Annotated in this window: 16 protein-coding genes and 2 pseudogenes; 13 read left to right on the top strand and 5 right to left on the bottom strand. The window is 71.6% G+C overall.

The annotated features are described in order from the left end of the window. Positions 1 to 86: 86 nt before the first annotated feature. The 5 genes and pseudogenes from AC3AOF_RS23115 to AC3AOF_RS23135 all read left to right on the top strand — a co-directional run. A pseudogene (locus AC3AOF_RS23115) lies at positions 87 to 1,148 on the top strand (matrixin family metalloprotease); the annotation flags it as partial. Positions 1,149 to 1,346: 198 nt separating this feature from the next. After that, a pseudogene (locus AC3AOF_RS23120) lies at positions 1,347 to 1,988 on the top strand (Hint domain-containing protein); the annotation flags it as partial. A 25-nt stretch (positions 1,989 to 2,013) separates the two neighbouring features. Continuing rightward, complete coding sequence (locus AC3AOF_RS23125) at positions 2,014 to 2,907, top strand: class I SAM-dependent methyltransferase (RefSeq protein ID WP_236988698.1); 894 nt, start codon at positions 2,014 to 2,016, stop codon at positions 2,905 to 2,907. A 102-nt stretch (positions 2,908 to 3,009) separates the two neighbouring features. Continuing rightward, positions 3,010 to 3,285, top strand: coding sequence for a hypothetical protein (locus AC3AOF_RS23130; protein ID WP_236988697.1), 276 nt, complete (start codon positions 3,010 to 3,012; stop codon positions 3,283 to 3,285). Between the two features lie 140 nt (positions 3,286 to 3,425). After that, positions 3,426 to 4,772 (top strand): leucine-rich repeat-containing protein kinase family protein, encoded by a 1,347-nt coding sequence (locus tag AC3AOF_RS23135; protein ID WP_488346625.1) that lies wholly within the window; start codon positions 3,426 to 3,428, stop codon positions 4,770 to 4,772. Between the two features lie 18 nt (positions 4,773 to 4,790). Here the strand turns inward: AC3AOF_RS23135 and AC3AOF_RS23140 are convergent, their stop codons facing one another. Beyond that, entirely contained in the window at positions 4,791 to 5,705 is a 915-nt protein-coding gene (locus AC3AOF_RS23140) for a manganese catalase family protein (protein ID WP_488346626.1), read from the bottom strand. A 297-nt stretch (positions 5,706 to 6,002) separates the two neighbouring features. Here AC3AOF_RS23140 and AC3AOF_RS23145 point away from each other — a divergent pair, with 297 nt between their 5' ends. Next, positions 6,003 to 6,488, top strand: coding sequence for a hypothetical protein (locus AC3AOF_RS23145; RefSeq protein WP_488346627.1), 486 nt, complete (start codon positions 6,003 to 6,005; stop codon positions 6,486 to 6,488). A 131-nt stretch (positions 6,489 to 6,619) separates the two neighbouring features. After that, on the top strand, positions 6,620 to 10,504 hold the full coding sequence (locus AC3AOF_RS23150) for a CHAT domain-containing protein (RefSeq protein ID WP_488346628.1): 3,885 nt from the start codon (positions 6,620 to 6,622) through the stop codon (positions 10,502 to 10,504). A gap of 6 nt (positions 10,505 to 10,510) precedes the next feature. Here the strand turns inward: AC3AOF_RS23150 and AC3AOF_RS23155 are convergent, their stop codons facing one another. After that, positions 10,511 to 11,935: an MFS transporter gene (locus tag AC3AOF_RS23155; protein ID WP_488349040.1), complete on the bottom strand. Its 1,425-nt coding sequence runs from the start codon at positions 11,933 to 11,935 to the stop codon at positions 10,511 to 10,513. A 140-nt stretch (positions 11,936 to 12,075) separates the two neighbouring features. On the opposite strand from AC3AOF_RS23155, the gene AC3AOF_RS23160 reads away from it, so the two are divergent. Together AC3AOF_RS23160 and AC3AOF_RS23165 are read left to right on the top strand one after the other, a co-directional pair. Beyond that, positions 12,076 to 12,666: an ABC transporter ATP-binding protein gene (locus tag AC3AOF_RS23160; protein ID WP_488346629.1), complete on the top strand. Its 591-nt coding sequence runs from the start codon at positions 12,076 to 12,078 to the stop codon at positions 12,664 to 12,666. Continuing rightward, positions 12,663 to 13,448 carry an ABC transporter permease gene (locus AC3AOF_RS23165; protein WP_488346630.1) on the top strand — a complete coding sequence of 262 codons (786 nt, stop codon included), beginning with the start codon at positions 12,663 to 12,665 and terminating at the stop codon, positions 13,446 to 13,448. Before AC3AOF_RS23160 ends, AC3AOF_RS23165 begins: the two co-directional genes overlap by 4 nt. 6 nt (positions 13,449 to 13,454) lie before the next feature. Here the strand turns inward: AC3AOF_RS23165 and AC3AOF_RS23170 are convergent, their stop codons facing one another. Both AC3AOF_RS23170 and AC3AOF_RS23175 read right to left on the bottom strand, forming a co-directional pair. Further along, complete coding sequence (locus tag AC3AOF_RS23170; RefSeq protein ID WP_236988690.1) at positions 13,455 to 14,171, bottom strand: cell wall hydrolase; 717 nt, start codon at positions 14,169 to 14,171, stop codon at positions 13,455 to 13,457. 222 nt (positions 14,172 to 14,393) lie between these two features. Then, entirely contained in the window at positions 14,394 to 14,639 is a 246-nt protein-coding gene (locus AC3AOF_RS23175; RefSeq protein WP_236988689.1) for a YjiS-like domain-containing protein, read from the bottom strand. A 321-nt stretch (positions 14,640 to 14,960) separates the two neighbouring features. Here AC3AOF_RS23175 and AC3AOF_RS23180 point away from each other — a divergent pair, with 321 nt between their 5' ends. Both AC3AOF_RS23180 and AC3AOF_RS23185 read left to right on the top strand, forming a co-directional pair. Continuing rightward, on the top strand, positions 14,961 to 15,692 hold the full coding sequence (locus tag AC3AOF_RS23180) for an ArsR/SmtB family transcription factor (RefSeq protein ID WP_488346631.1): 732 nt from the start codon (positions 14,961 to 14,963) through the stop codon (positions 15,690 to 15,692). Between the two features lie 129 nt (positions 15,693 to 15,821). Continuing rightward, positions 15,822 to 16,298: a hypothetical protein gene (locus AC3AOF_RS23185; protein ID WP_236988687.1), complete on the top strand. Its 477-nt coding sequence runs from the start codon at positions 15,822 to 15,824 to the stop codon at positions 16,296 to 16,298. Between the two features lie 58 nt (positions 16,299 to 16,356). On the opposite strand, the gene AC3AOF_RS23190 is transcribed toward AC3AOF_RS23185, so the two are convergent. After that, a complete protein-coding gene (locus AC3AOF_RS23190) occupies positions 16,357 to 17,085 on the bottom strand; it encodes a substrate-binding domain-containing protein (RefSeq protein WP_488346632.1) in 729 nt (242 codons plus the stop codon). 187 nt (positions 17,086 to 17,272) lie between these two features. Between AC3AOF_RS23190 and AC3AOF_RS23195 the strand changes: the two genes are divergently transcribed. Further along, positions 17,273 to 18,571 carry a solute carrier family 23 protein gene (locus AC3AOF_RS23195; protein ID WP_488346633.1) on the top strand — a complete coding sequence of 433 codons (1,299 nt, stop codon included), beginning with the start codon at positions 17,273 to 17,275 and terminating at the stop codon, positions 18,569 to 18,571. Between the two features lie 318 nt (positions 18,572 to 18,889). Then, a complete protein-coding gene (locus AC3AOF_RS23200; protein ID WP_488346634.1) occupies positions 18,890 to 19,093 on the top strand; it encodes a hypothetical protein in 204 nt (67 codons plus the stop codon). Positions 19,094 to 19,123: the final 30 nt, after the last annotated feature.

The following is a 19,123-nucleotide window of genomic DNA, read 5'->3' on the forward strand; positions in this document are numbered from 1 at the left end:
GCGCTTCGCTGCAATGCACACATCGATCTAAGCCGATCTAAGCCGAAAAGTCCAAGAGGGGGCAAGTGATGGCGAACGCCACGGGGATGACGCGGGAGCAGGAAGTCACGTACCTGTCGGGCGTCAATGCGGACGGGACCCTCGCAAATCCCTCCTTTGCGACGTATGACGGCAAAACCCCGGATAATTACGGGACATCGTCGAGCTCGATCCACTGGGGCCCGAACAACGCAGCCGGGACGGCCGGCGGCACCCTGACTTACGCCTTCGATCCGGATTCCAAGTGGACCCCGGTCGAGCAGGCCGCCCTGGCCTCCAGCCTGGACATGTGGTCCGCCGTCGCGAACATCTCCTTCAAGCTGACGACCTCGGGCGACAACGCCAATATCGGGTTCATGCGGAACAACAAAGGCGACGCCTTAGAGTACCATAATTCTACGCCGCACCCGGTCGGCAGCAGCGTGATCACCCCGCCCTCCGACGGCAATGCTCTGATCTCGCTGGATACCGGCGAGGTCGAGCCGGCGACCTCCAAGCACGGATTTCTCAACGATTTCACGAACGGCGGTAGCGGCTACGGCGCCATGACGGCGGTGCACGAGGCGGGGCACGCGCTCGGGCTCGGCCATGGCGGTCCCTATAACGGGGAGAAGGTCCCCAGCCAGCAATTGGGGCCTTACGACAACAGGATCTCGACGATCATGTCGTACTTCAACCCAGGCCAAGAGCTGGCGTACCAGAGCCCCATCACCGGGACCAACTGGAGGACCACGGACGGGGTCGATCATGTTCCGACTACCTGGATGCCGGTCGATATCGACGCGATCCAGCGCCTCTACGGTGCCCAGACCAGCGGCCCGCTGAACCAGGCCCAGACCTTCGGCTACAACACCACGATCACCGGCAGCCTGAAGCCGTATTTCGACTTCACCGTCAACACCAAGCCGGTCCTGACCCTCTACGACACCGCCGCGAGCGGCAACGCCCTCGACCTCTCGCAGAGCAGCGACACCGCGATCGTCAACCTCAATGCCGGCACCTACAGCAGTGCCTTCGGGATGACCAACAACATCGCGATCTACGACAAGACCTACATCCAGCGGCTCGTCTGCGGCTCGGGCAACGACGTCTGCACGGTCAACCTGGCCAAGGACAACACGATCGACGGCGGGGCCGGCACCAACACCGCGGTCTTCTCCGGCAACCGGGCCGACTACACCATCGCCCAGGCGAACGGCGCGACGATCGTCACGCGCACGCTGAGCGCGAACCTCGCCGCGCGGCCGACCGGGGTCACCGACACCCTGACCAACTTCCAGGCCCTGCGCTTCGACGACCAGGCCGTCGCCGTCTGCTTCACGACGGGCACCCGCCTGCGCACCGCGCGCGGCGAGGTGGCGGTCGAGGATCTGCGGGTCGGCGACCGGGCGGCGACCGCCTCCGGCGCCCTGCGGCCCGTCACCTGGATCGGGCATCGCGACCTCGACGGACGCGGCCGGCCCCTGCCGGCATCCCAGCAGCCGGTCCGCATCCGCGCCGGTGCCTTCGGGCCGGGGCTGCCGGCCCGGGATCTCCGCCTCTCTCCCGGCCATCCGGTCCTCGTCGGCGCCGGTACGGACGGTGCGGGCGGCCACCTCGTGCCGGTCATGTGCCTCATCAACGGCACCAGCATCCTGCGCGAGCCGGCAGCGTCGGTGACCTACTGGCACGTCGAGCTCGACGCCCACGACATCCTGCTCGCCGAGGGTCTTGCCGCCGAGAGCTACCTCGACTGGGGCGACCGCCCGTTCTTCACCGAAGCCTCCGACCACGCGCTCCACAACCCCGACTTCGTCGTGCCGGGTCTCGCCGCCCGCTGCCGGCCGGTGGCGGTCGACGGTCCGGTGGTCGAGGCCGAGCGGGCGCGCCTGTCCGGCGTGTTCGCCGAAAGCCTCGGCGCCGCTTGCGCCTGGGACGCGGCCGGGTGCTTCGACTGGCTCGCCGCGTGAGGGCGATCGTGCGACAAGCCGGGTCATGAGACCCGGCTCCCTCTCCCTCGACGCCTTCCTGGCCCGCCGCGCCGCCGACCGGCGGCTGGCGCGGCTGACCCACGACATGACGCTGCCGGAGGCGCGCGGGCTGGAATTCGGGCCCGGGGACAACCCCGTCCCCCTGCCCGCGGGCGTGCAGGTCGCTTATGTCGACCACGCCCTCGACGCGAGCGCCGGGCTGCCCGGCGCCGCGCCGATCGACCATGCCTGGGCGGGATCCGGCTCCCTCGCGGCGATCGTCGGGCCGGAGCCCTACGACGTCGCCATCGCCGCGCAGGTGGCCCAATACGTGCCGAACCTCCTCGGCTGGCTCAAGGGCATCCACGGGGTGCTGCGGGCCGGGGGCGTGCTCAACCTGTCGCTGCCGGACAAGCGCTTCATGTTCGACGCCGCGCGGCCGGTGAGCACCCTGGCCGAGCTGGTCGAGGCGGACCTCGTCGGCTTGACGCGGCCGAGCCCGCGCCAGGTCTTCGCCCATGCGAGCGAGGCGCGGGCGGTGGCGCCGGCGCAGATCTGGGCCGGCGAGGACCCGGCGGCCGCGCCGCGCCTCGCCGGCGGCACGGCCCTGGCGCACGCCCATGCGGAGGCCTCCGCGGCGCTCGCCGAAAACCGTTACGTGCCGTGTCATTGCTGGGTGTTCACCCCGGAGGCGTTCCTGGACCTGGTGGCGGGAGCGACGCGGCTCGGGCTGTTCCCGTTCGTGCTGAACCGGATCGGCGCGACGGAGGTGGGCGGGTTCGAGTTCTACGTCTCGATGCGGCGCGACGGGGAAGAGGAGCCCGGCGCCTTACGCCGGCTGCAGGAGGGGGCGATCGACCATCTCGGCCGCGTCCTGGCGCAGCAGCGCCGGACCGCGACGCTGCTGGCCGGCGGTTGACGGTCCGGGCGGCGGGTGCCGAAAGGCCGCGCCGCCCGCGCCGGAACCCCGGCCGGCCGGTTGCCGTTCCCAGGCTCTCGCCCCTCAACCAGGAGGCCTTCCATGCGTGCTCTCACGGTCCGGGTCTCCGTCGCGGCCGCCCTCGTCCTCGGGACGGCGGGCGCGGCGCTCGCCCGCAACGGCGGCGATGCCGGCAGCGGGCTCTCGCCCTACGCGGCGCTCAGCGGCAACGACCGCTCGGCCGGCGTCAACAACGGCAATTACCGGCAGCCGCGCTACGACCCCTACCTGCGCACCTACGGCCGCCCACCGGCCGGCTATGGCTATGGCTACGACCGCCCGGCGCCCCCGCCCGGCTATTACGGCTATCCGTACTGAGGCCGCCGCGGGACCCTTGCGCCGCCCCCTTGATCCGGCCGCCTTTCCCGGCGACCAGCACCCGGCGGCCCCGATGCGCCGCCGGGAGACGACCATGCCGACACACTTTCGCGCGGGCCCGCGGGCATGAACTCTTGGGCATGACCCTGCCGCCCGCGACAGCGGCACGCCTCGAAGCCCTGCGCCGGGGCGACCTCGCCGGAATCCGGGAGCTGCGGCTTCCCGGCGGGCCGGAGGGTCGCCTCTCCGAGATGCCGCCCGAGATCCTCGGTCTCGCCGACACGCTCGAACTGCTCGATCTCGGCCAGAACGACCTGACCGCGCTGCCTGCCGATCTCGGCCGCCTGCGCCGGCTCCGGGTGCTGTTCTGCTCCGGCAACCGCTTCGACCGGCTGCCGCCGGTGCTGGGCGATTGTACGGCTTTGAGCCAGGTGGGGTTTCGCGGCTCCGGCATCGCCGAGGTGCCGGCGGAATCCCTGTCCCCGGCTCTGCGCTGGCTCACCCTCACCGACAACCGCATCGCCGCCCTGCCCGCTTCCCTGGGCGACCGGCCGCTGCTGCAGAAGCTGATGCTGGCGGGCAACCGCCTGCGCGCCCTGCCGGAGAGCTTGAGGGACGCGCAGAACCTCGAACTCCTGCGCATCGCCGCCAACGGATTCGAGGCGCTGCCCGCCTGCCTCACCGCCCTGCCGCGCCTCGCCTGGCTGTCCTGGGCCGGCAACCCGTTCGAGGATCGGGCGGCGCCGTCCGCGGTGGCGGCGATACCGGTCGCCTGGCGCGATCTCACAATCGGCCCTCTCCTCGGCGAGGGCGCCTCCGGGCGGGTGATGCGGGCGGCATGGCGGCCAGAGGGAACCGGTGAGGCACGACCCGTCGCCCTCAAGCTGTTCAAGGGCGCGATGACCAGCGACGGCCTGCCGGAGCGCGAGATGGCGGCCTGCCTGGCGGCAGGCGCGCATCCGCACCTCACCGGCGGCCTCGGCCGCCTCGCCGACCATCCGGACGGGACGCAAGGGCTTTTGATGCCGCTCCTGCCGGAGGGCTGGCGGGTGCTCGCCGGGCCGCCGAGCCTGGAGAGCTGCAGCCGCGACGTCTACGAGCCCGGCCTCCGGCTCACGCAAGCGGCGTCCTTACGCCTCGCCCGCGGGGTGGCATCGGGCGCCGTCCACTTGCACGCCAGCGGCTTCGGCCACGGCGACCTCTATGCCCACAACGTCCTGTGGGACGGAACGCACGGCGAGGCGGTGCTGAGCGATCTCGGCGCGGCCTCCGCCCTGCCCTCGGGGCCCGAGGGCGAGGTCCTGCAACGGCTCGACGTGCGGGCCTTCGGGCTGCTCCTCGAGGAATTGCGGACCATCGCTCCCCTCGCCCACCCGGCCGCCGAGGCCCTGGCGCAGGCCTGCACCGGGGAGCCTGCTGCGCGCCCCGGCATGGCCGAGGTGCTGGGTGCCCTCGACAGGCTCATCAGGGAATCGGGGCCGGCCTGACCGGCCCCGATCCTCGTCTCAGCGGCTCTTCTTGTAGAGCTTGCTCGCGATCTCGAAGATCTCCTCCGGCTTGTAGTTCGGCGCGAAGGCGCCGTAATTGCCGTCGAGCTCCGGGATCTTGCCGCCCTCGGGCGCGCCGTCGACCACCTCCAGCTTGCCCGGCGGATCGCCCGGCAGGGCCACCTCGTCGTTCGACCACACCCCGGCCGCTTCCGGATAATCCGGCGAGTTGAACCGGTAGAGCCGGCGGTGGCTGCCCTCCTGCAGGTATTTCTGGCATTCGGGGATGCGGTCGAGGTTGATGTTGGGCGTCGGCAGCATCTGCTCAATGGCGACACCCGTGAGCTTCTTCAGCGCGAGCGCATAGGCGTGGGCGTGCACGGAGCCGCGCACCAGCAGGTAGCCGCAGACCTCGCGCCCGGTCGGGTCCTTCAGCGTCTCGTAGACCCTGAGCTTGTGGATGCGCGCGCCGCATTCGAGGTGAAAGTTGTGCAGGAGGTCGATGATGATGTTCCCGGTCGTGGTGACCATGTCCATGTTCCACGACGCGGCGTTGGAGTTCATCGGCATCGCGCCGCCGCCGTTGCTGAGGAAGCTGCCGGCCAGCCGCACGTCCTGCATGTCGTGGAACGGCGCCTTCGACACGTCGACATCCGGCGTCGGGTCGCCGGGGCCGTTGTTGAGCATCGCCACGCCGGTCGAGACCAATTCGACATGGCCGAGCTCCTCCATGAAGATGCTCGAGACCAGGCTGTAGAACGGCCGCAGCTTGGACTTGTCGCGAAAATTGAAGCTCTGGAACATGTAGTTGCCGAGCGTCGACATCTCGCCGTACTTGCCGCCGAGCAGCTCCTGCAGGGCGGCGGCGGCATTCGGGTCGGGCCTCTTGGGCTGCGGCAGCTCGGCCTGCAGGCGATCGATCCTCATGAACATGGGCACGGCCCCTTCTTCGGCGGGATACTCCCCCGGTCCATCCGGGATAGTCCCGGGGGGCATCGGTTCGAGCCATGATGGGTTCCCGTGCGCCCGAGCGTACGGGCGCATCGGTCGCAGGGGTGGATCGGGCACGGAAGGCTCGGCCTGGGGCATCCGCGCCGCATCGCGCGGTAAAGTACGGGGAGCCGTGGGAAGCGGAGCAATGGCGCTTGACCGCGAGGGGTCGGCAGGTCCCCCTTGGGGAATCGCCGCCCGGATCCCGGGTTTTCGGCGGATCCCGACGATACGGACCCGATGGCCACCCCGTTCGACACCGGCACCATCCTGAACCTGCTGCGCCGCGCGACCGAGACGGTGCGCGCCACGACTGCCCGCGCTGTCGCGGCCGAGGCCCGGGCCGACCGGCTCGGCCGCGAGGTCGGCGCCCTGCTCGGCCGGGTCGAGGAGGCGCTGCGGGCCTCCGCTGCCGAAGCCGCCGAGGCGAGACAGGCCGCCGCCGAGGCCCATGAGGCCGCCGCCGAGGCCCGACACGCCGCAGAGGAGGCGCAGGCCCAGGCCGGCGCGGCCGAGGCCAAGGTGTCCGCCGAGCGGGCACGGGTGCGCCGGCTGGAGGAGCGCCTGGCCGAGGTGATGGCCGACACCCACGCCGCCCGCGAGGCCGCCGCCGCGGCAGAGGCCGGCCGCGAGGCGGCGGAAGCCCGCCTGACCCGCATCCGCGCGGCGCTCATCGACGAGGCGGCGATGCCGCCCGAGACGGAACGGCCGGCGGCCCTGCACTGACAGTCCATCCGCCCACTCCGGATCGTCTCCCTTAAGACGAAGGCTGCAGACCACCGCGTCCATCGCCCCTGGCGGTCGTCCTTCCCCCATGCGATCCTGGTTGAGTCGCACAGGGTGATGGGCGGTCGTCGATGGCGGTACTGTGGTGCAGGGACGGCCAGATCATCCTCGACGGCGCGCGCGAGGAACGCCGCCCGTTCGAGGCCGCCGACGCGGATTTCCTCAATGACCAGAGTGCCGCCTATACCAGGGCGCTGACGCTTCCGAAGCCGGCCGGGACGCTTCTGGCGATGGGCAAGGCCCTGCACGATTGGCTCGACCGCAAGGATCTGCTGGCCCAGATCGTCGGTGAAAGCGGGCCGGTCTCCCTCGACCTGGCGGTGGCGGTTCGGCCCGACGCGAAGGCCCGCGCCTTCGTGGCGGCGCCCTGGGAACTCCTGACCGACGCGACCGACCTCCACCTCGCCTTCGACGCCACCCGCGCCTACAGCCCGGCCCGGCGCTTCGGCGCCCCCGGCACGCCGTGGGAACCGGCCCACCGCGACCTCTCGGTGCTGTTCATGGCGGCGGCGCCGGAGGGTGTGTCGGACCTCGATTACGAGCGCGAGGAGGCGCTGATCCTCGACGCGGTCGAGCGCCTGCCGGTGCAGCTCGCCGTGGAGGAGAGCGGCGCGCTCGGGCCCCTGGCCGACCGCCTCGCCCTGGAAGGCCCGTTCGAGGTGCTGCACCTCACCTGCCACGGCGACCTCGACGACGGGCGCGGCGTGCTCGCCCTGGAGGACGACAAGGGCGGGCTCGACCCCGTCACCGCCGGTCGGCTCTGCGAGGCGATGGGGAGCCACCGGCCGCCGCTGGCCATGGTCTCGGCCTGCCGCAGCGCCGAGCAGGCCGGCGCCGCCGTGCCGCTGGCGCTTGCCCTGATGGAAGCCGGCCTGCCGCAGGTGATCGGCTGGGCCGGCTCGGTCTACGATTCGGATGCCATCGTGTTCGCCCGCGCGCTCTATGAAGCACTCGGCCGACGCGAGACCGTGCCGGCCGCGGCTGCCATCGCCCGGCGGGCGCTGGTCGAGGCGCTGCAACGGGACCCGGAGGGCACCGGGCAGCACTGGCACCTCGCCCGGGTCCATCTCGGGCCGAACGGGGGCGGGCCGCTCTGCGCCAACGGCAAGCCGCCGCGGCCGCGGCCGCTGGGCGACAAGCCGTTCCTCGACCGCAAGCGACAGGTGCCGGTGGCGGCCCCCGCCCTCTATGTCGGGAGGCGGCGGGAGGCGCAGGCGGTGTTGCGGGCCTTCTCAGGCCTCGACGGGCCGGCCGGCGTGCTGGTCCGCGGCATGGGCCGGCTCGGCAAGTCGAGCCTCGCCGCCCGCATCGCCCGGCGCCGGCCCGATCTGCGCAGCGCCGTGGTGTTCGGCCGCTACGACGCCCGGGCGATCTTCGACGAACTGATCGAGGCCATCGATGCCCGCCACCGCGCCGCCCTGCGCACAGCCTGGCTCGACGCGATCGCCCGCGATCCGCAGGCCCTGAAGGACGCGATCGAGGCGATCCTGACCGGCCCGGCCGCCGCGCCTGACAAGGCGACTGGACACCAGCCGATCCTCCTCGTCATCGACGACCTCGAGCAAGTCCTGGAGCCGCCGCGGCCCGGCGAGACCCGCACCCTCGTGAAGGCCGAGGCGCGGGCGCCGCTCAAGGCGGTGATCGAGGCCTTCGCGGCGGCCCGGACCATGACCGACTCTCGTCTGATTCTCACCAGCCGCTACACGTTCAGCCTGTCCACCTCCCGGGGCGACGCCGCCGACGCCCTGCTCGACCTGCAACTGCCGCCCCTGACCGAGGGCCAGCGCCGCAAGCTCGCCTGGGCCGAATTGAGCCGCGGCCGCCCGGATGCCGTGGTGAGCGAGGAGGCAGAGGCTCTGGCGGGGCGGGCGCTCGCGGCGGCGGCGGGCAATCCGGGACTTCAGGCCCTTCTCACCCGGGCGATCCCGACAGACTCGAGCACCGCCGAGGCCGCCATCACCGCCGTCGAGGCTTATCAAGCGAGCGGCGCATTGCCGGAGGGCGATGTCGGGCAGTTCTTCAGCGAACTGGCGCTCACGGCCTATCGCGACGCCCTAACGGCGGACGAGGCCTGCGCCATACGGGCGGCCCGTGCCTTCACGCTGCCGGTGCCGCGGGCGGTGGTGGAGACAGCGGCGGACGTGCTCGGGGTTCCGGAACCTGCACGCGCGCTCAACCGGTTGATCGGCCTCGGCTGCCTCGACGTGTTCCGCGATGGCGAGACGACGGACATCGCCGTCAACGCGCTGGCGGCGCCGCTCTTCATGGAGCCTGCGACGGAAGAACTGGTGCGGGTCGCGCGTGCCGTCGTGCCTGCTCTCGCGGCGGGATGGCGGAGCAAAGAGGGTAGCCTGCGGGAAGGGCCCGAAGCCTTGGAACTTCTCAGGCTCGCCGAATCAGCGGCCGACATGCCGGCGGTCCTCGTCGAGGCCGCGAAGGCTGCTGCTGCCTGGGCATGGTTCACCCATAGAGATGCCCGCACCGGGCTCGGTCTTGTCCAACAGTCTCTCGCGGAGGGTGACCGGACGGGGATCAAGCCGACATTCCTTCTGCTTCAGACCGGCCTTGAGTGCGCCGCACGGCTCGGCGAGGGCGAGTTCCAAGACGACCTCATCGAACGGGGTATGAACCTCACCGATGATCCAGATCGCTCAGCCCGGGCTCGCTTCCTGGGACGCCGCGGCGATCGCCTCCGGCAAAAGGGGCAGGTCGCAGAAGCCGAACAGGAGTATCGCGTTGCAAGTGAGTTGTTTGCCGAAGCAGGCGACATTCGCTCGTACGCCGTGACCCTCGGCCAAGTGGCCGAGGTGCTGTTTGCGCGGGGCGAACTGGACAAAGCGTTGCGCATCTACCGCGAGGAGCAGTTGCCGGTCTTCGAGCGGCTGGGCGACGTTCGCGCGCGCGCTAGGACCCTTGGCGACGTGGCCGATGTGCTGTTTGTGCAGGGCGAACTTGATGAAGTGCTGCGCATCCACCGCGAGGAGCAACTGCCAGTCTTCGAGCTGCTGGGCGACGTGCGCGAACGCGCCGTGGCCCTCGACAAGGTAGCGGAGGTGCTGTTTGCGCGGGGCGAGCTGGACGAAGCGTTGCGCATCCGGCGCGAGGAGCAACTGCCGGTCTTCGAGCGGGTGGGTGACGTGCGCGAGCGCGCCGTGACCCTCGGCAAAATGGCCGACGTGCTATTTGCGCAGGGCGAGCTGGACGAAGCGCTCCGCATCCGGCGTGAGGAAGTACTGCCGATCTATGAGCGGATGGGCGACGTGCGTTTGCGCGCTGTAGCCCTCGGCCGGGTGGCCGACGTGCTGTTTGCGCAGGGTAATCTGGACGAAGCCCTACGCATCTGGCGCGAGGAGCAGTTGCCGGTCTTCGAGCAGGTGGGCGACGTGCGCTCGCGTGCCGGGACCCTCGGCCAGATGGCGGAGGTGCTGTTTGCGCGGGGCGAGTTGGACGAAGCCCTGCGCATCCGGCGCGATGAGCAACTACCGATCTATGAGCGGCTGGGTGACGTTCACTCGCGCGCCGTAGCCCTCGGCCGGGTGGCCGACGTGCTGTTTGCGCTGGGTAATCTGGACGAAGCCCTGCGCATCTGGCGCGAGGAGCAATTGCCGCTCTGGGAGCGGCTGGGCGACCTCGCAGGACTGTGCAACGTGCGCTTCCGCTTCGCGAAAATCCGCCTTGCTCGAGGCATAGCCGATCAGGAGAGCGCTCGTGCCGTCATGGAAGATCTCGCCGAGGCTTACCGTCTCGCCGAGCATCTGGGTCGCGCCGACGCGATCGCAGCCATCGGTCTGTTATTCGGGCAAGGGTTGATCTGGGCTGGGGCAAAACCTGAAGGTGCAACCGTCCTGCAGCGCGCCGCCTGGGCCAACCGCAAGCTCGGCCGCGAAGACAAAGCGGCAGAGATCGACGCCCTGATCGCCACCCTCCCCCAACCCCCGGCCGAGCCCACCCCCTGAGCCCCCTCACCCCGCCTTCGACAACGGATCCGCGATACTCTCCAGCGACTTGCCCTCCGCATCGACTCCCAGCTTCCACTCCGTCACCGCGGCGACCACGAGCAGCAGGGCCGCCCCTGCATAGCCCCCGGCGAGCGCCCAATGCTGGCCGGATTCGATCAGGTGGGTGAAGAGCCACGGCGCCATCACGCCGCCGGCACCGGTGCCGAGCGCGTAGAACACCGCGATGGCGAGCGCCCGGGTCTCGAGCGGGAAGATCTCGCTCGCCGTCAGGTAGGCGGAGCTTGCAGCCGCCGAGGCGACGAAGAAGATCGCGATCCAGGCGAAGGTCTGGGTCCAGGCGGTGAACAGGTCGAGGCCGAACACCACCGCGGTCGCCATGAGTAGCACGCCGCTCAACGCGAAGGTCCCGGCGATCATCCGGCGCCGGCCGATCGTGTCGAAGAAGTGGCCGAGCAGCAGCGGCCCCAGGAAGTTGCCGATGGCGAGCGGCACCAGGAACACGCCGGCCTTGTTCTCCGGCACGCCGTAGAACTTCGCCAGAACCAGCCCGTAGGTGAAGAACACCGCGTTGAACAGGAAGGCCTGGGCGATCATCAGCACCAGGGCCAGGATGCTGCGGCCGCGGTGCTTGTGGACCATCGACGAAAAAATCTCGCCGAAGCCGAAGCTCTTTTTCGGATGCACCTCCAGGATACCCTCCGCCTTCGGGAGCTTTTGTCCCGTCTCGGCCTCGACCGTGCGCTCGATCTCCGCCACCGTGCGCTCGGCCTCGTCCTCGCGGCCATGGGTGACGAGCCAGCGCGGGCTCTCGGGCACGTAGCGGCGCAGAAAGAGGATGCCGAGGCCGAGCACGCCGCCGATGCCGAAGCCGAGGCGCCAGCCGAAATCCGGATCGAAGAGGTTGGGATCGAGGAGCAGCAGCGCGGCCCCCGCGCCGGCCGCGGCGCCGATCCAGAAGCTGCCATTGACGATGAGATCGACCCGGCCGCGATACTTGGCGGGGATCAGCTCGTCGATGGCCGAGTTGATCGCCGCGTATTCGCCGCCGATGCCGAGCCCGGTGACGAGGCGGAACAGCGCGAAGCTCCAGAAATCCCAAGCGAGCGCGCTGGCGATGACGCCGCCGACATAGATCATCAGCGTGGCGTAGAAGACGAGGCGGCGCCCGAACCGGTCGGTGAGCCAGCCGAAGACCAGGGCGCCGACCACCGCGCCGACGACGTAGAACGAGGCCGCGCCGCCGATCTGCTGGAGGGTGAGGCCGAGCGCCCGCTTGTCCTGGAGCACCGGGCCGATCGCCCCGACGATGGTGACTTCGAGCCCGTCGAGCACCCAGGTGATGCCGAGCGCGACGACGAGGAGCAGGTGGAAGCGGCTCCAAGGCAGCCGGTCCATCCGGGCCGGCACGTCGCTGCGCACCACGCCCATGCCGGCGTCCCGCGCTGGTCCCGCTGCTGCCGCCACGTCGCAACCTCCCGATTCATCCGTGGCAGGGAGAACAGCAGCGCGGCGGTTGCGTTCCGCCCCCTCCTCCCGCACACCGGACGGGAATTTCCCAGTCCCCGCCCATGCTCCGCATCGACGCCCTCCGCCGCGACCGTTTCGGGCCCTTCGACCTCGCGCTGGCGCCGGGCGAGGCCTGCGCGGTCACGGGGCCGTCGGGGGCGGGCAAGAGCGTCTTCCTGCGCATGATCGCCGATCTCGACCCGTCCGAGGGCCGGGTTCGCCTCGACGGGATCGACCGGGAGGCGGTGCCGGCGCCGACCTGGCGGCGCTGGGTGACCTATCTCGCGGCGGAGGCCGGCTGGTGGGCCGAGACCGTGGCCGAGCATTTTTCCGCCGACGCCGCTGCCCGCCTCGCCCCCGAGCGGGAGGCCCTGCGCCTGCCGCCGGAGGTGTTCGGCTGGCCGGTGGCGCGGCTCTCCACCGGCGAGCGCCAGCGCCTCGCCCTGTTGCGGGCGCTCGCCGGTGGTCCCCGCGTGCTGCTCCTCGACGAGCCGACCGCCTCCCTCGATCCCGACAGCGTGCGGGGCGCCGAAGCCGTGATCGAGGGCCGCCGCGCCGCCGGGCTGATCGTCCTCCTCGTCTCGCACGATCCGGCCCAGGTGGCGCGCCTGACGACCCGACGGCTCGCGGTGGCGGGCGGGCGTCCCGCATGATCCCGTCACCCGGCCCGCTCGATCTCGCCCTCGGAGCGGGTTTCGTCCTCGCCCATGCCGGCCTGTCGGCGATGCTGAGCCTCGGGCTCGCCCGCACGATCCTGGTCGCGGCCTGCCGGCTCACGGCGCAGCTCACCCTGGTCGGGCTGGTGTTGCGCACGGTGTTCGGCCTCGGGGCGCCGGGGCCGGTGGTGGGAGTGGTCGCCGTGATGGCGCTCGCCGCGGCTTACGAGATCGGCGCCCGGCAGGAGCGGCCCCTGCGGGGGGCGTGGCGCTACGGGCTCGGCGGCCTCGTCACCGCGGGGGCGACCGTCATCGCCGTCGCGGTCGGCCTCGCGGCGTTGCGCCCGCAGCCCTGGTGGGACCCGCACGCGCTGATCCCGCTTTCCGGCATCGTGCTGGGCTCGGTGATGAGCGGGATCGCGATCGGGCTCAACGGCTTCACGGGCGCCGTGCGGCGCGAGCGGGCGGGGATCGAGGCGCGGCTGGCGCTCGGCGCCACCCGGGACGAGGCCCTGGCGCCGCTCGTGCGCAGCGCGATCCGGGCCGGGCTGATCCCGGTGCTCAACCAGATGGCGGCGGCGGGGCTGATCACCCTGCCGGGGATGATGACCGGCCAGATCCTCGCGGGCCAAGACCCGCAGGGCGCGGCCGCGTCACAGATCCTGATCCTGTTCCTGCTGGCGGGGGCGAGCGGCCTCGGGGTGACGGCCGCGGTCCTCGCGGCGTCGCGCCGGCTCACCGATGCGCGCCACCGCCTGCGGCTCGATCGGCTGGCGTAATACCGATCAGCCCGGGCTGCGGCCGGTCTCGGCGGCGGCGACGCGGCAGACGTTGCGGGCGGGCCCCAACTCGGCGAGCGGGGTCTGCTGGGTGTTGCGGGCGACCCGGACCGGGTGCGAGGTCCAGCGGGCGCTGCCGGCCGAGCCGGACTGGAGTTGGGCGAGCTGCGTCGCGGCGGCGGGGGCCCGGCGCGGGGTCGCGCCCTCGCGGTCGTACCACGGGCGCTTCTCGTAGAAGGCGTTGCCGCCGGCCAAAGCCACGTAGTGCATGTTGCGGTAGGAGAAGGTGTAGCCGGCGGTGTGGAAGAACATCGCGCCGCCGACCTTCTCGTGGCGCTCGCCGGCCAGGATCGCGTCGGCGACCTGCTGGGCCTTCTCGCGTTCCTTGTCGCGCATCGGCTTGTGCAGCACGCCGGCGGCGAACTGGCGCTTCTGGCCGACGACGCCGCAGATCGAGTTCGGGTAGGCCGGCGCCTCGAGCCGGTTCATCACCACGGTGCCGACCGCGAGCAGGCCTTCCTCGCTCGAGCGGTTGGACTCGAAATACATCGCGCGGGCGAGGCAGTCCCGGTCGGCGCTGGTGACGGCGGCGAGCTGCTTGCGGTCCGGAAGGCTTCCCGTCGTGTCGACCCCGGCGGGCATCAGGCTGCAGGCGCCGAGATGCGGCGCCGTGGCAAGAACCGCGAGGGCGGCGGTGATGGGGAAAGTCCGGTTCCGCGTCATGCAGGCCCCTGTCGTGCATTGCCGGGCACGGCCGATATGGCCGCGCTCGAGGTCAAGCTTGGGGCGGAATGTGGCGAAGACGGGGCACGGACACGGTTCGTAAACCAATCCTCGAACCGGGACGTCGGATCCAAGCGACGTGATGCAAACGGGAAACACCGCCGGCGCCCGGCCGGCGCGGTGTCCCACGGGCCTCGGCACGACGGCACGATGACGGCCCGATCATGGCCGGTCGAGGGCAGCGCGGCCGTGGCGAGGCGAGGCCGCGGGCCCGGTCTCGTCATGGCGCAGGGTACCCGGCAACGGTTTCGCAGGTCTTATCCGCGCGCCCGGATCGGCGGAGGACAGGGGCACGATGTCGAGGCCGGCCGGCGAGACCTCGCGCCGCAGGCCCATGTCGCGCAGCAACCGGTCGTCGAGCCCGGCCAACCGCGTGCGGTCGCGGCGCCGACGCAGGTGTCGCGCCAAGCCGCCTTCCCCGGGTGGGCCGCCTTCCCCGGGTGGGCCGTCCCCGGGGGCGCTCGCGCGGCCGAGGGCGAGGAGGCGGCGAATCAGCGACGGCATGACGGGTCCTTCCGGTTGGGACTTGCCCATCGGACTCACCCCTCGGACTTGCCGGTTGGGACTCGCCGGTTGGGACTTGCCGATCCTCGCCCGCCCGCCGGGCGCGGTGCTTCGGCCCGGGCCGAAGAGTCCGGCGCCACGGTTCGTCCGCGACCGAAGCGTCCGGCCCCGCCGCGCGCTACAAGGGGCGATCCGCGAGGAGCCCGTCCGAGGAGCGAGCCCGCCATGGTGACCGTCGCCGCCTTCGCCCGCACCGCCGCCCTGCTGGGCGATCCCGCCCGGGCCGCCATGCTGTCGGTGCTGATGGACGGTCGCGCGCTCACCGCGGCGGAGCTCGCCCGCGCCGCCGGCGTCACGCCGCAGACCGCGAGCGGCCACCTCGCGCAGCTCGCCGAGGCCGGGCTGCTCACGGTCGCGCGCCAGGGCCGCCACCGCTACCATCGCCTTGCCTCCCCGGGCGTCGCCCGGATGCTGGAGGGCGTGATGGCGGTGGCCGGCGCCGCGACGCCGGCCCCGCCCTCGATCCGGCCTCCCGGTCCCCGGGACTCGGCCTTGCGCGAGGCCCGGACCTGCTACGACCACCTCGCCGGCCGCCTCGCCGTCGCGATGGCGGAGTCCCTGGCGGCGCGCGGCGCGGTCGAGCTCGGCGAGGATGGCGGCGCCCTCACGCCTTCGGGCGAGGTTTTTTTGCGAGACCTCGGGGTCGACCTCGACGCGGCCCGGCCGGCGGGTCGTCCCCGCCAGCGGGTGTTCTGCCGCCCCTGCCTCGACTGGAGCGAGCGCCGGCCCCACATCGCCGGCGCCCTCGGGGCCGCCCTGCTGACGACCTGCCTCGACCGGGGCTGGGTGCGCCGGAGCGAGGGCAGCCGCGCCGTCACGGTGACGCCGGGCGGGCAGGTCGCCCTGCGACAGGCCTTCGGCTACGGGCCGCGTTGCGCCTGCGACGATGCGGCCTGACCGCTCGCCGACGTCACGAGCGGGGGCTCCTCATCGTCGGGGCTCAAGGCCGGCGACGCCCTTGAAACGCCGGCAGCGTCCCTCCATCTGCCGGTCGCGCCTGCGGTTGGGCGCTCTTCGGAGAAGATCATGCCGCACCACGACACCACCGCCCTCTCGGGCACGATCCAGCACGTCTTCGCGCACCGCTTCACCCTGGAGGCGGACGGCGCGGTCCATCTCGCCGATCTCGGACCCAAGGGGGCGCAGGCCTTCCCCCTCGCCGCCGGCCTGCAGGTGACCCTCGAGGGCGAACGCCGCCCCTCGGAGATCAAGGTCTCGTGGATCGCCGCCGCGGGCCGCGAACCGGTCGAGATCCACCACAAGACGCCGAGCCACCCGGGCAAGCCGCGCTTGGACGCGCCGGTCGATCCCGCTTCCGCACTCGCCGCCATCGTCGCGGCGGGCTGGACGCCGACGGGCGAGCCGCGGCGCAAGCCGAAGCACGTCGAGGTGCTGGCGCGCCGGGGCGAGGGCCCCTGGACCGAACTCCACGTCGACGCCGCCGGAACGATCTACCGGGAAAAGACCCCCGACGCCGACAAGTGGGGCGCGGCCCTCGCCTGATCTCGTCCGGGAGTGCTGCCGGGGGCCGCGGATCGCGCGGCCCCTCACCCTTGCGCGCTCACCCTCCGGCGACCGGCTCCATGCCGGTCCGCCGGATCGCCGCCGCGACCCGGTCCGAGACCAGATGGGCGATCAGCCGCCGGGCCAGTGCGAGGGCAAGTGAATCCGCGAGAATCGCCGCCGTGAAGGTCTGGACGAGCTGGACCGCGTCGGGCAGCGCGCCCACCACCTCGACTCCCGGCACGTCGACGAGCTCGCTCACCGGCCCGAGGGCGAGGTCGGCCTCGCCCGCCGCCAGGGCGGCGGCGGAGTCGGTGCCCCGTGGGAACACCCGCTTGCGCACCGTGTCGGCGATGCCGAGCCGCGGCAGCACGGTCTCCTGGATGAACAGCCCGCTGGTGCTGCCCGGCATCACGACGAGGCGGGCTTGCGCGAGGGTGCGGGCGAGCGCCGCGACGGTGTCGATCGCCGGATGCGGCGTCCCCGCCCGCACCGCGGCACCGAGCGGCGCGGTGGCGAGTGCCATTGCCGATCCGGCGAGGATCCGGCCCTCCTGCGTCAGCTCGTGCAGGCCCTCGTTGGAGAGGATCACCACGTCGACGCGCGCGCCGTGCGCGAGCTGGTGCCGGATGGTCCGCGGCCCCTGCCCCTGCGACGCCCCGGACAGGGTCCGGACCTTCAGCCCCGTCTCGCGCTCGAAATCCGGCAGCACGGCCGCATAGGCGAGGGCGAAGCCGCCCGAGATCATGACGGTGAGGTCGGCGGTGGTCTCGTCGGACGACGTCATCGGGGGCTGCCGGTGCATGGGATCGGGATGGATCCTTCGCGCAAGACCGCGTCCCCGCGCAACGCCTCCTGCCCATGATCCTCTGCCCATGATCGTCTGCCCACGGTCCTGCCCGCACGGCTATTCCCGGACCCGCGCCAAATCCTCTAAGGCCCTCCCCGGACACACGATCAGGGGGGGAGAGAGCATGGAACCGGAGACAGGCACGGACGAGCGGGGCTTTCCGCGCTGGCGGCTCGCACGGGGCCCGGTGGTGCTGCCGGACGAGCGCCCGCCGGGGGGCCAGGTGGTGGTGCTGGCGCTCCAGCACGTCGTGGCGATGTTCGGCTCCACGGCGCTCGCCCCGCTGCTGATGGGGTTCGACCCGAACCTGGCGATCCTGTTCTCCGGCATCGCCACGCTCTTGTTCTTCGTCGTGGTCGGTGGGCGGGTGCCGAGCTATCTCGGCTCCAGCTTCGCCTTCATCGCCGTGGTGATCGCCGCCACCGGCTACGGCGGCAGCGGGCCGAACCCGAACCTCGCGGTGGCGCTCGGCGGCATCATCGCGGCGGGTGCGGTCTACGCGCTGATCGGCATCGCGGTGATGCGGGCGGGCGATGCCTGGATCGGCCGGCTGATGCCGCCGGCGGTGACCGGGGCGATCGTCGGGGCGATCGCCCTCAACCTCGCGCCGATCGGCGTGAAGGGCATCTCGGGCTCCGGGCTCGATGTCGGGGTCGGGCTGTTCACGATCCTGTCGGTCGGCCTGGCGGCCTCCTACCTGCCCGGCGCGGCGCGGCGCCTGCCGCTCCTCATCGGGGCGGCGGCCTCGACCCTGCTCTACGGCGTGCTGGCGAACGGCTTCGGGCTCGCCAAGCCCCTCGATCTCGGGCGCATTGCCGAGGCCCCGTGGTTCGGCTGGCCGCACGTCACCATGCCGGTCTTCGAGCCTTCCGCGATCTGGCTCATCGCCCCGGTCGCCCTGGTGCTGGTCGCCGAGAATCTCGGCCACGTGAAGGCGATCGGCGCGATGACCGGGCGCAACCTCGACCCCTGGCTCGGCCGGGCGTTCCTCGGCGACGGGCTCGCCACGATGCTGTCGGGCTTCTTCGGCGGCACCGGCGTGACCACCTACGCCGAGAACATGGGCGTGATGGCGGTGACCCGGATCTACTCGACCCTGGTCTTCGCCGTCGCCGGGCTCGTGGCGATCCTGTTCGGGCTGTCGCCGAAATTCGGCGCCGCGATCCTGGTGATCCCCGGCCCGGTGATCGGCGGCCTGTCGGTGGTGGTGTTCGGGCTGATCGCCGCGGCGGCGGGGCGGATCTTCGTCGAGAACCGGGTCGATTTCTCCCGCACCCGGGTCCTGCTCACCGTGGGCACCGCGCTCGTGCTCGGCGCCGGCGACTTCACGCTCGGCCTCGGCAGCTTCAAGCTCGGCGGCATCGGAACGGCCACGGCGGCGGCGATCCTGCTCTACCACCTCTTGCGCGACGATCCGGCCTGACGCGGGCGCGAGACTCTGACACGGCAAGGCTCCGAACTCAAAATCGAGCAGCGTCCGATCGCAGGACGACCGGGCGCTGCCTCTGTTCTTTCGGATTTCGAGACCACCGGAACTGGCCGGCTCGTCTGCAACCACGCCCGACGATGTTTCCATGTCATGTTAGCCCATGATCGGTGATGCGGCGAGAAAAGACACCTTGACCCGCAGCATACATCAAATATCTCGTCGATCATCGTCCTATATCGACCGATAGATTCATGATATATTAACGCCACCCGCCCATCGTTACGGGACTGCACTCGGCTGGAGGTCCGGACCATGGCGACGATGACGGCAGCGCAGAGGATGGCCGTGGGGCGATCCGCGACATCGTCGAAGAATCGGGCCATCGGCCAGGCCGTGTCCAAGGGAAAGGTCGCGGCGAAATCCGGCCCGCGCTCGACCTCCAAGCTGGGAGCCGCCGCAAACGTCAATCTCAGCGCCGCCGCCAGGGTGCGGCTAGCCGAACAGGTTACCCGTTGAGCCCGGCACCGCATCGCTCGACGATCGGGC

The organism is Methylobacterium sp. 142-1Y, assembly GCF_057747795.1.

Coding starts and splice junctions, on each gene's coding strand:
- AC3AOF_RS23125 (WP_236988698.1), top strand. CDS start 2,014: ATGAGACCCGGCTCCCTCTCCCTCGACGCCTTCCTGGCCCGCCGCGCC.
- AC3AOF_RS23130 (WP_236988697.1), top strand. CDS start 3,010: ATGCGTGCTCTCACGGTCCGGGTCTCCGTCGCGGCCGCCCTCGTCCTC.
- AC3AOF_RS23135 (WP_488346625.1), top strand. CDS start 3,426: ATGACCCTGCCGCCCGCGACAGCGGCACGCCTCGAAGCCCTGCGCCGG.
- AC3AOF_RS23140 (WP_488346626.1), bottom strand. CDS start 5,705: ATGTTCATGAGGATCGATCGCCTGCAGGCCGAGCTGCCGCAGCCCAAG.
- AC3AOF_RS23145 (WP_488346627.1), top strand. CDS start 6,003: ATGGCCACCCCGTTCGACACCGGCACCATCCTGAACCTGCTGCGCCGC.
- AC3AOF_RS23150 (WP_488346628.1), top strand. CDS start 6,620: ATGGCGGTACTGTGGTGCAGGGACGGCCAGATCATCCTCGACGGCGCG.
- AC3AOF_RS23155 (WP_488349040.1), bottom strand. CDS start 11,935: ATGGGCGTGGTGCGCAGCGACGTGCCGGCCCGGATGGACCGGCTGCCT.
- AC3AOF_RS23160 (WP_488346629.1), top strand. CDS start 12,076: ATGCTCCGCATCGACGCCCTCCGCCGCGACCGTTTCGGGCCCTTCGAC.
- AC3AOF_RS23165 (WP_488346630.1), top strand. CDS start 12,663: ATGATCCCGTCACCCGGCCCGCTCGATCTCGCCCTCGGAGCGGGTTTC.
- AC3AOF_RS23170 (WP_236988690.1), bottom strand. CDS start 14,171: ATGACGCGGAACCGGACTTTCCCCATCACCGCCGCCCTCGCGGTTCTT.
- AC3AOF_RS23180 (WP_488346631.1), top strand. CDS start 14,961: ATGGTGACCGTCGCCGCCTTCGCCCGCACCGCCGCCCTGCTGGGCGAT.
- AC3AOF_RS23185 (WP_236988687.1), top strand. CDS start 15,822: ATGCCGCACCACGACACCACCGCCCTCTCGGGCACGATCCAGCACGTC.
- AC3AOF_RS23190 (WP_488346632.1), bottom strand. CDS start 17,085: ATGACGTCGTCCGACGAGACCACCGCCGACCTCACCGTCATGATCTCG.
- AC3AOF_RS23195 (WP_488346633.1), top strand. CDS start 17,273: ATGGAACCGGAGACAGGCACGGACGAGCGGGGCTTTCCGCGCTGGCGG.
- AC3AOF_RS23200 (WP_488346634.1), top strand. CDS start 18,890: ATGGCGACGATGACGGCAGCGCAGAGGATGGCCGTGGGGCGATCCGCG.